Below are 9,799 nucleotides of genomic sequence, written 5' to 3' on the forward strand. Positions count from 1 at the left end.
CTGAATCATCTCTACAGATCTTCAACCTAAGGAGCACAAGGACCATGGCCGATCGCGTCGTACTCGCCTACTCGGGCGGGCTGGACACCTCAGTCGCCATCAGCTGGATCGGCAAGGAGACCGGCAAGGAAGTTGTTGCTGTCGCCATCGATCTCGGCCAGGGCGGCGAGGACATGGAGGTCGTGCGCCAGCGTGCACTCGACTGCGGTGCGGTCGAATCGGTCGTGGTGGACGCGCGCGACGAATTCGCCGACGAATACTGCCTGCCGACCATCCAGGCCAACGCCCTCTACATGGACCGCTACCCCCTCGTGTCGGCCATCAGCCGCCCGCTGATCGTCAAGCACCTCGTCGAGGCCGCGCGTGCCCACGGCGGCACCACCGTCGCGCACGGCTGCACCGGCAAGGGCAACGACCAGGTCCGGTTCGAGGTGGGCTTCGGATCGCTCGCTCCCGACCTCGACGTCATCGCACCGGTCCGCGACTACGCATGGACCCGGGAGAAGGCGATCGCGTTCGCCGAGGAAAACGAGATCCCGATCAACGTCTCCAAGAAGTCACCGTTCTCGATCGACCAGAACGTGTGGGGCCGCGCCGTGGAGACCGGGTTCCTCGAGGACCTGTGGAACGCGCCGACCAAGGACGTCTACGACTACACGCAGGATCCGACCGTCAACTGGCAGGCCCCGGACGAGCTGATCATCAGCTTCGAGGCCGGACGCCCCGTCGCGATCGACGGCAAGCCCGTCAGCGTCCTCGAGGCGATCCAGGAACTCAACCGCCGCGCAGGCGCCCAGGGTGTCGGCCGCCTCGACGTCGTCGAGGACCGTCTCGTCGGCATCAAGAGCCGGGAGATCTACGAGGCTCCCGGTGCCATGGTGCTCATCAACGCGCACCAGGAACTCGAGCACGTCACACAGGAACGCGAACTCGGTCGCTACAAGCGTCAGACCGAGCAGCGCTGGAGCGAGCTGGTGTACGACGGCCTGTGGTTCTCCCCGCTGAAGGTCGCGCTGGACACGTTCATCGAGAAGACGCAGGAACGCGTCTCCGGTGACATCCGGCTGGTGCTGCACGGCGGTGCGATCATCGTCAACGGCCGCCGCAGCAACCAGTCGCTGTACGACTTCAACCTGGCCACCTACGACGAGGGCGACACGTTCGACCAGTCGTACGCCAAGGGATTCGTCCAGATCCACGGACTGTCCTCGAAGGTCGCGGCGAAGCGCGATCTGGGTCTCTAGGCATGAGTGCTCACGGCACCAACGAAGGAGCCCTCTGGGGCGGCCGGTTCGAGTCCGGACCGGCCGCCGCCATGGCGGCGCTGAGCAAGTCCACTCACTTCGACTGGGTGCTGGCCCCGTACGACGTGCGCGCCTCCCAGGCGCACGCCCGGGTGCTGCACAAGGCCGGCCTGCTCGGTGACCAGGACCTGGCGACGATGCTCGACGGTCTCGGCAGGCTCGCGGCCGACGTCGCGAGCGGCGAGTTCGTCCCGAGCGAATCCGACGAGGACGTGCACGGGGCGCTCGAGCGCGGTCTGATCGATCGGGTCGGTCCCGAGGTCGGGGGACGCCTGCGCGCCGGGCGTTCGCGCAACGATCAGGTGGCGACGCTGTTCCGGATGTGGCTGCGGGACGCCGTCCGCCGCGTCGCCGAGGGTGTGCTCGACGTCGTCGACGCCCTCGCCACGCAGGCCGCCGCGCACCCCTCCGCGGTGATGCCGGGCAAGACCCACCTGCAGGCCGCGCAGCCGGTGCTGCTCGCGCACCACCTGCTGGCGCACACGCACCCGTTGCTCCGTGACGTTCAGCGGCTGCGGGACTTCGACGTGCGGGCGGCCGTGTCGCCGTACGGTTCCGGAGCACTGGCCGGATCGTCGCTCGGACTCGATCCGGAGGCGATCGCCGCGGAACTCGCGTTCGATTCGTCGGCCGAGAACTCGATCGACGCCACGTCGTCGCGGGATTTCGCGGCCGAGGCGGCGTTCGTGCTCGCGATGATCGGCGTCGACCTGTCGCGGATGGCCGAGGAGGTCATCCTGTGGAGCACTCCGGAATTCGGCTACATCACGCTCGCCGACGCCTGGTCGACCGGCTCGTCGATCATGCCGCAGAAGAAGAACCCCGACGTGTCCGAGCTGACCCGCGGCAAGTCGGGCCGGCTGATCGGCAACTTGACCGGTCTGCTGGCGACGCTGAAGGCGCAGCCGCTCGCGTACAACCGGGATCTGCAGGAGGACAAGGAACCGGTCTTCGATTCGGTGGCGCAGCTCGAGTTGCTGCTCCCGGCGATCACCGGACTGGTCTCCACCCTCGAATTCCACACGGATCGAATGGCGGAACTGGCACCGGCGGGCTTCACGCTGGCCACCGACATCGCCGAGTGGCTCGTCCGTCAGGGCGTCCCCTTCCGCGTCGCGCACGAGGCTGCGGGGGCGTGTGTCCGCGTCGCCGAGGCGCGGGGCGCCGGACTCGAGGATCTCACCGACGAAGAACTCGCCGGAGTCGATCCGGCTCTCACCCCGGACGTGCGGGAGGTGCTCACCGTCGAGGGCTCGATCGCCTCGCGTAACGCCCGCGGCGGTACGGCCGGTATCCGTGTGGCCGAACAGTTGGGCGGGGTCCGTCAGCTGTCCGAGTCGCTGCGCGAGTGGTGTCGATGACACCGGCGTCGGACGCCCCGGATTAGGGGCTGTGTGACGCGTCGAGCGCAGTAGGGTGAGGGCGGGCGGCAGCGAGACGTGCGTCACGGTTCGAGAGTCTGGGAGAGTGTTCGTGGGACTGAATACCGAAACGGTGATGGGCCCGATCCGTCGCGTGGTGGCGACGGCGCAGAACGGGTTGGAGGTGGTTCGTCTCGGCGGACTCGAGACGGACCTCACCACATCGCCGTTCGAGGTGGTCGAACGCGCACCGATGTATCGGCTCCGACGGTATTTCCCCGACACGGACCCGGCCGACGCCGGACCCCCGATCGTCCTGGTCCCGCCGATGATGATGTCGGCCGACGTCTACGACGTCACACGGGACCAGGGCGCGGTCGGCATCCTGCGCTCGATGGGGATCGACCCCTGGGTCGTCGACTTCGGTTCGCCGGATTCCGAAGAGGGCGGCTGGGATCGGAATCTCGCCGACCACATCGTCGCGATCAGCGAGATCATCGATCAGGTGCGGTCGCACACCGGGCGTGACGTCTATCTCTCCGGGTATTCGCAGGGCGGCATGTTCGCCTACCAGGCCGCCGCGTACCGCCGCAGCCGCAACATCGCCGGGCTCGTGACGTTCGGCAGTCCGGTCGACACGCTCGCCGGGCTGCCGTTCGGGATCCCGGCCGGGTTCGCCACCGACGCCGCGGGTTTCCTCGCGGACCACGTCTTCAACCGGCTCGCGGTGTCGGGGTGGATGGCCCGCACCGGGTTTCAGCTCCTCGACCCCGTCAAGACACTGAAGTCGAGGTTGGATTTCCTCCGTCAGTTGCACGACAGGGAAGCGCTGTTGCCGCGGGAGCAGCAGCGACGGTTCCTCGCGACCGAGGGCTGGGTTGCGTGGTCCGGTCCGGCCGTCGCGGAGTTGCTCAAGCAGTTCATCGTGCACAACCGCATGATGACCGGCGGGTTCGTGATCAAGGACCAGGTGGTGTCGCTCGCGGAGTTGACCTGTCCGGTCCTCGCGTTCGTGGGAGAGGTCGACGACATCGGTCAGCCGTTGGCCGTCCGCGGCATCCGCCGGGCCGCCCCACGTGCGAACGTGTACGAATCGACGTTGCGGGCAGGGCATTTCGGTCTCGTGGTCGGCTCGGCCGCGGCGACCCACACGTGGCCGACGACCGGCAAGTGGGTGCTGTGGAACGAGGGGCTGGGGCCGCGCCCCACCAACATCGAGCTCATGCGCTACGACGAGCACTTCGGTAGCGAATCCGGAGTGTCCATCAGCGACCGCATCATTCACACCGTGGCGTCGGTCGCCGAGGTGGGTGTCGGTGTCGGCAAAGGAATCAGCGACTTCGCGTCCGGCGCGTTGCGCGGCACGGTGGAACTGTCCGGCGAGGCCACGCGGGCGCTGCCCCGGCTGGCCCGGCTCGGCCAGATTCAGCCGCACACCCAGATCTCGCTCAGCCGGTTGCTGGCCGAGCAGCGCCGGAAGGCGCCGGGCGGCGAGTGCTTCCTCTTCGACAATCGCGTGCATACCTACGAGGCGGTCAATCAGCGGATCGACAACGTGGTCCGCGGTCTGATCCAGGCCGGTGTCCGTCCCGCCGCTCACGTCGGCGTCGTGATGCAGACGCGCCCGAGCGCGCTCGCCGCCATCGTCGCGCTGTCCCGTCTCGGTGCCGTCGCGGTCCTCCTGCCCCCGGGGCGGGAAGTCCACACCGCCCTCCGCATCGACGGTGTCGAGCGCATCGTCACCGATCCGGAGAATCTGGACGCCGCGCTCGCCACCGGCATTCAAGTGCTCGTGCTCGGCGGCGGTGCCCAGCGCGACCTCGACGTGGATCCGTCGGCGAATGTCGTCGATCTCGAGAAGATCGACCCCGACGCGGTGACGTTGCCGGGCTGGTACCGGCCCGATCCCGGACTGGCCCGCGAATTGGCGTTCATCATCTGCAGTGAGTCCAACGGGCACTGGGAGACCAAGCAGATCACGAACTACCGGTGGGCGCTGTCGGCGTTCGGAACGGCCTCGGCTGCCGATCTCGACCGCGGTGACACCGTGTATTGCCTTGCGCCTCTGCATCATTCGTCGAGCCTGCTCGCCGCGATCGGTGGCGCCGTGGCGGGTGGATCGCGGATCGCGCTCTCGCGCGGACTCGACCCCGAGCGGTTCGCCGAGGAGGTCCACCGCTACGGCGTCACAGTGGTCAGCTACACGTGGACGATGATGCGCGAGATCCTCGACGCCGAGAACCTCGCGCTCGACGGAAGCCATCCCGTCCGGCTCTTCATCGGATCCGGAATGCCGCAGGGGTTGTGGCGCCGCACGACGGAACGATTCGCACCGGCGAAGGTCCTCGAGTTCTACGCCTCCACCGAGGGCGACGTGGTTCTCGCGAACGTCGCAGGCGCGAAGGTCGGGGCGAAGGGGCGGCCCCTGCCCGGCAGCGCCGAGGTGCGGCTCGCGGCCTACGACCCGATCGCCGGCCGGCTGCTGGAGGACGAGCAGGGATTCATCCGCGAATGCGAGGACGACGAGGTCGGTCTGCTCCTCGGCAGGGCGGGCGTGCACGCCGAGATGTCCGGCGGCGCGATGCGGGGAATCTTCGCCGCGGGCGACGCGTGGATTCCGACGGAGAACCTCTTCCGCCGCGACGCCGACGGGGACTACTGGCTGGTCGACCACAGGAAGACCGTGATCGCGACTCCCCGGGGCGCGGTGTTCACCCAGCCGATCGTCGACGCGCTCGGGTCCGTCGATCGTGTCGACCTCGCGGTGGCCTACGGGGTCGCGGTCGGCGGTCGCACGCTGGCCGTTGCCGCGTTCACCCTCCGCGACGGGCCGCCGCCGAGACTGGCGGAGATCTCCGACGCGCTCGACGCGCTTGCTCCCGCGCTGCGGCCCGACATCATCCAGGTGGTGGGGGACATCCCGCTGGGGTCCTCGTACCGCCCGAATGCCGATGCCCTGAGCGCTGCCGGCCTGCCCAAGCCGGGAACCCGTGTGTGGTACGCCGATCCGGAATCGCACCAGTACCGGCGGCTGACCAAGGCGGTGGCCGCCGAGTTCGAGGACGGCTCCGCCGGAGTGCCCGCCGGCGCGCGGTAGCCTGACACTGCTCACCCGAACGGTTGGAGAGGACTTCCGTGGTTATTGATCCGACGTTGCTCGGCATTCTCGCGTGCCCACAGGACAAGGGTCCTCTGCTGTTGGTCGGAGACGAGTTGCTCTACAACCCTCGCCTTCGGCGGGCGTATCCCATCGAGAACGGGATCCCCGTCCTGCTGATCGACGAGGCCAGGGACGTCGACGCGGCCGAGCACGAGACGCTGCTCGCCCGGGCGGCCGGCGAGGCCTGATCACACCGGCAGATCGCCGGTGAGATAACGCTGCAACGTCGGGGCGACGATCGCGACCAGGTCGTCGACGGGCAGCGACGCGAGTGGCTCGATTTCGAGGATGTACCGCGTCACCAGCACACCGGCCATCTGCGATGCCACCAATTGCATGCGCAGCATGCCGGTTCCGGGTGGTTCGTCGACGCGCGGTCCGAGGTCTCGGAGCACGACCTCGAGGAGGAACGTGCGGATGAGGGTCGGTTCGTTCCCCGCCATCGCGGACCGGAACGCCGCGACCACGGCGGGCTTGTGCGGCGACTCCCAGACCGAGAACACGGCCCGGGCGAGGCGGCTGCCGATCTCGTCCGGCGGGGTGTCGAGCACCGGCGCGATCACCTTCGTCGGGTCCACCGGAATGTCCACCGACGCGAGGAACAGTTGTCGCTTCGTTCCGAAGTAGTGGTGGACCAGCGCGGAGTCGACGCCCGCCCCGGAGGCCACGGAACGGACGCTGGTCTTGTCGAAGCCGTTCTGTGCAAACAGTTTTCGTGCGGCAGTCAGGATTCGTGACCGCGTGTCCGGGTTGCCCGGGCGTCGTCCGGTCCGCAGCCCGGGGGTGCCGTCAGTGCGTGTCGCGGGGTCGGTCATGGTGTGCGGCGCCTCAGCGTCGCGGCGCCCAGCGACAGTGCGAACAGGGCGAAGGCGGCGACCACCGCCAGGTCGCGCCACATGAGGCCGGTCGCCCCGGGGTGGGTGGCGACCTGCTGCAACGCCTCGACGGCGTAGCTCAGCGGGAGGACGTTGCTGATCCACTCCAGCCAGGTGGGGAGCTGATCCCGTGGAACGAGGAGCCCGCACAGGAAGAGCTGGGGAACCACGACCACCGGCATGAACTGCACCGCCTGGAATTCGGTGCGCGCGAACGCGCTGCACAGCAGACCGAGTGCCACGCCGAGGATCGCGTTCAGCACGGCGATCAGCAGCACCCACGTTACGCTGCCCTCGGTGGTGAGGCCGAGAAATCCGAACGAGACCGCACACGCCAGCGCCGCCTGCGCCGCAGCGGCGCTGGAGAACGCCGCGGCGTAGCCGCCGAGCAGGTCGAGTTTGCCCATGGGCGTCGTGAGCAGGCGTTCGAGGGTGCCGGACGTCCGTTCGCGTTGCATCGCGATCGACGTGACGAGGAACATCACGACGAACGGCAGGATGCCCAGCATCGTGATCGCGACGCGCTCGAACAGCGATTGCTGACCGGGCGGCGCCGGAACGTTCTGATACAGGAAGTACAGCAGCACCATCAGCAGGCTGGGCACCACCAGAATCATGGCGACGGTGCGGTGATCCGTCCGCAGTTGCGCGAGGATCCGGCCCGCCGTGGCCGCGAAGATCGTGACGTTCATCAGTTCTCACTCCCGACATGTGATGCGCGGATGAGGTTCAGGAAGGCGTCTTCGAGGCTCGTCTCACCGGTCTGTTCCCGGAGTCCGCCGGGGGAGACCTGCGCGAGAACGTAGCCGTCCCGCATGAGCAGGAGCGACGCGCAGTGTTCGGCCTCGTCCATGACGTGGCTCGACACCAGCAGGGTGGTGCCGGCGGCGGCGAGTTCCTCGAACCGCTCCCAGAGTTCGACGCGCAGGAGTGGGTCCAGGCCGACGGTGGGTTCGTCGAGGACGAGGATCTCGGGGCGCGCCACCAGCGCGCACGCCAGGCTGACCCGGCCGAGCTGGCCTCCCGACAGATCTGCCGCCTTCTGGGTGGCGAAGCGCGTCAGCCCCACCGCGTCGACCGCTTCGGTGACCGCGCTCGACGGCTGACCGTAGAGCGCGGCGAAGTAGGCGACGTTCTTCCTGACTGTGAGGTCGGCGTACACGCTGGGGGACTGGGTGACGTACCCGACGCGGCTTCGCAACGAGACCGAGCCTGCGGGGGACCCCAGCACGGTGACCGTCCCGGATTCCACGATCTGAGTGCCGACCACGCACCGCATCAGCGTGGTCTTTCCGCATCCGGAGGGTCCGAGGAGGCCGGTTATGGATCCGCTCGGCACCTGGACGTCGATGCCGTGCAGCACCTCGTTCCTGCCTCGGCGCACGTGCAGATCACGGATGTCGATCGCTGCACTGCCATTCATGGCGGGCCTCAATTCATCACTGGGTGAATTCATTGTGTGATGAATTATGCGACCGTCGGGGTGGCGGCGTCAACGGTTGTGGAGAATCGGGACGTGACCATCGATCGACTCGACCGGGCGGAACCCGTGGACGCCGCGCACATCGTCCTCGGATCCACGCTGATCGTCGGCGACGTCCGGATCCGCATCGTCGAGGTGGAGGCGTACGGCGGCGAGAAGGACGGCCCGTGGCCCGACCCGGCTTCGCACTCGTACCGGGGGAGGACGCCGCGCAACGAGGTGATGTTCGGCCCGGCCGGGCACCTGTACGTCTACCGCAGCTACGGGATGCACTTCTGCATGAACGTGTCCTACGGGCCGGTCGGCACCGCGGGCGGGGTGCTGCTGCGTGCGGGCGAAGTGCTCGACGGGTCCGCGACGGTCCGGGCACGCAGACCCCGCGTGACGAGACCGGCCGACTGGGCGCGCGGGCCCGGCAACCTGGGGTCCGCGACCGGCGTCACCCTCGCCGAGAACGGTGCGGCACTGTTCGAAACCGATTCGCCCGTTCGGCTGGAGGTTGCGGATTCGGACGGCTGGGTGAGCGGCCCGCGGGTCGGGGTCAGCACGGCCGCCGACCGCCCGTGGCGCTTCTGGATTCCGGAGTCGCCGGCGGTGTCCGCGTACCGGAGAAGCCCGCGTGCGACGCCCGCCGACGAGCGGATGGGATGATCGAACCCGTGACTGAGAACATCATCGATGAACTGACCTGGCGCGGGCTCATTGCCCAATCAACCGATCTGGACGCGCTGCGCCGTGATCTCGACGCCGGACCGGTCACGCTCTATGCCGGTTTCGATCCGACCGGACCGAGTTTGCACGCCGGCCATCTCGTGCCGCTGCTCGCGCTGAAGCGATTCCAGCGCGCGGGCAACCGTCCCATCGTGCTGGCGGGTGGCGCGACCGGTCTGATCGGCGATCCCCGCGACGTCGGTGAACGCACGATGAACTCCGCCGACACCGTGGCGGAATGGGCCGATCGGATTCGGGGTCAGCTCGAACGGTTCGTCGAGTTCGACGACTCGCCGAGTGGCGCCGTCATCGAGAACAACATGAACTGGACCGGCAAGCTGTCGGCCATCGACTTCCTCCGCGACGTGGGCAAGCACTTCTCCGTCAACGTGATGCTCGCGCGGGACACCGTGAAGCGTCGCCTCGAAACCGACGGCATGTCCTACACCGAATTCAGCTACATGCTGCTCCAGGCCAACGACTACCTGCACCTGCGACGCAGCCACGGTTGCTCACTGCAGGTCGGCGGATCCGATCAGTGGGGCAACATCATCGCCGGCGTCGAGCTGAACCGGCGCGTCGACGCCGAATCGGTTCACGGTCTGACAGTCCCGCTCGTCACGTCGGCGGACGGCAAGAAGTTCGGAAAGTCGACCGGAGGCGGAAGCCTGTGGCTCGACCCGGAGATGACGAGCCCCTACGCGTGGTACCAGTACTTCGTGAACACCGGCGACGCCGACGTGATCAAGTACCTGCGGTGGTTCACGTTCCTCACCGCCGAGGAGCTGGCGGAACTGGAGACGGCCACCGCCGAGCGGCCGCATGCCCGCGAGGCGCAGCGCCGGCTCGCCGCCGAGATGACGACACTCGTGCACGGCGAAGCCAACACCCGTGCCGTGGAGCTC

Annotated in this window: 9 protein-coding genes (1 of these 9 running past the window's edge); 6 read left to right on the forward strand and 3 right to left on the reverse strand. The window is 68.2% G+C overall.

What is annotated here, in order from left to right; all coding sequences use genetic code 11:
- Window positions 1-44 precede the first annotated feature (44 nt).
- The 4 genes from BLV94_RS42525 (at window position 45) to BLV94_RS42540 (ending at window position 6,013) form a co-directional block, all read left to right on the forward strand.
- Window positions 45-1,244, forward strand: a complete 1,200-nt coding sequence (locus BLV94_RS42525) for an argininosuccinate synthase (RefSeq protein ID WP_005247359.1) — start codon at window positions 45-47, stop codon at window positions 1,242-1,244.
- Between the two features lie 2 nt (window positions 1,245-1,246).
- Window positions 1,247-2,665: an argininosuccinate lyase gene (gene argH / locus BLV94_RS42530; RefSeq protein ID WP_072949265.1), complete on the forward strand. Its 1,419-nt coding sequence runs from the start codon at window positions 1,247-1,249 to the stop codon at window positions 2,663-2,665.
- A gap of 106 nt (window positions 2,666-2,771) precedes the next feature.
- A complete protein-coding gene (locus tag BLV94_RS42535) occupies window positions 2,772-5,762 on the forward strand; it encodes an acyl-CoA synthetase (RefSeq protein WP_072949264.1) in 2,991 nt (996 codons plus the stop codon).
- 38 nt (window positions 5,763-5,800) lie between these two features.
- Complete coding sequence (locus tag BLV94_RS42540) at window positions 5,801-6,013, forward strand: Trm112 family protein (protein WP_072949263.1); 213 nt, start codon at window positions 5,801-5,803, stop codon at window positions 6,011-6,013.
- On the opposite strand, the gene BLV94_RS42545 is transcribed toward BLV94_RS42540, so the two are convergent.
- Genes BLV94_RS42545 through BLV94_RS42555 form a run of 3 tightly spaced genes read right to left on the reverse strand, consistent with a single transcriptional unit; the run spans window position 6,014 to window position 8,123 of the window.
- The gene (locus tag BLV94_RS42545) at window positions 6,014-6,640 is read right to left on the reverse strand and encodes a TetR/AcrR family transcriptional regulator (protein ID WP_072949262.1); all 627 of its coding nucleotides are present in this window, start codon (window positions 6,638-6,640) and stop codon (window positions 6,014-6,016) included.
- A complete protein-coding gene (locus tag BLV94_RS42550; protein WP_072949261.1) occupies window positions 6,637-7,392 on the reverse strand; it encodes an ABC transporter permease in 756 nt (251 codons plus the stop codon). Before BLV94_RS42550 ends, BLV94_RS42545 begins: the two co-directional genes overlap by 4 nt.
- Window positions 7,392-8,123 (reverse strand): ABC transporter ATP-binding protein, encoded by a 732-nt coding sequence (locus BLV94_RS42555; RefSeq protein WP_072949260.1) that lies wholly within the window; start codon window positions 8,121-8,123, stop codon window positions 7,392-7,394. The genes BLV94_RS42550 and BLV94_RS42555 overlap by 1 nt, the downstream gene beginning before the upstream one ends.
- Window positions 8,124-8,162: 39 nt before the next feature.
- Here BLV94_RS42555 and BLV94_RS42560 point away from each other — a divergent pair, with 39 nt between their 5' ends.
- Window positions 8,163-8,834, forward strand: coding sequence for a DNA-3-methyladenine glycosylase (locus tag BLV94_RS42560; RefSeq protein ID WP_072949259.1), 672 nt, complete (start codon window positions 8,163-8,165; stop codon window positions 8,832-8,834).
- Between the two features lie 8 nt (window positions 8,835-8,842).
- Window positions 8,843-9,799, forward strand: the 5' portion of a protein-coding gene (gene tyrS, locus BLV94_RS42565) for a tyrosine--tRNA ligase (protein WP_072949332.1). The gene runs 321 nt beyond the window's last position; only the first 957 of its 1,278 coding nucleotides appear in the window; it begins with the start codon at window positions 8,843-8,845; its stop codon lies beyond the right edge, outside the window.

It is taken from the genome of Rhodococcus koreensis (assembly GCF_900105905.1).
GTDB classification, from domain to species: domain Bacteria; phylum Actinomycetota; class Actinomycetes; order Mycobacteriales; family Mycobacteriaceae; genus Rhodococcus_F; species Rhodococcus_F koreensis.

Excerpts from the sequence above, each read along its gene's own strand:
- BLV94_RS42525 (WP_005247359.1), top strand. The coding sequence starts at position 45 with ATGGCCGATCGCGTCGTACTCGCCTACTCGGGCGGGCTGGACACCTCA.
- argH (WP_072949265.1), top strand. The coding sequence starts at position 1,247 with ATGAGTGCTCACGGCACCAACGAAGGAGCCCTCTGGGGCGGCCGGTTC.
- BLV94_RS42545 (WP_072949262.1), bottom strand. The coding sequence starts at position 6,640 with ATGACCGACCCCGCGACACGCACTGACGGCACCCCCGGGCTGCGGACC.
- BLV94_RS42550 (WP_072949261.1), bottom strand. The coding sequence starts at position 7,392 with ATGAACGTCACGATCTTCGCGGCCACGGCGGGCCGGATCCTCGCGCAA.
- BLV94_RS42555 (WP_072949260.1), bottom strand. The coding sequence starts at position 8,123 with ATGAATGGCAGTGCAGCGATCGACATCCGTGATCTGCACGTGCGCCGA.
- BLV94_RS42560 (WP_072949259.1), top strand. The coding sequence starts at position 8,163 with ATGAATTATGCGACCGTCGGGGTGGCGGCGTCAACGGTTGTGGAGAAT.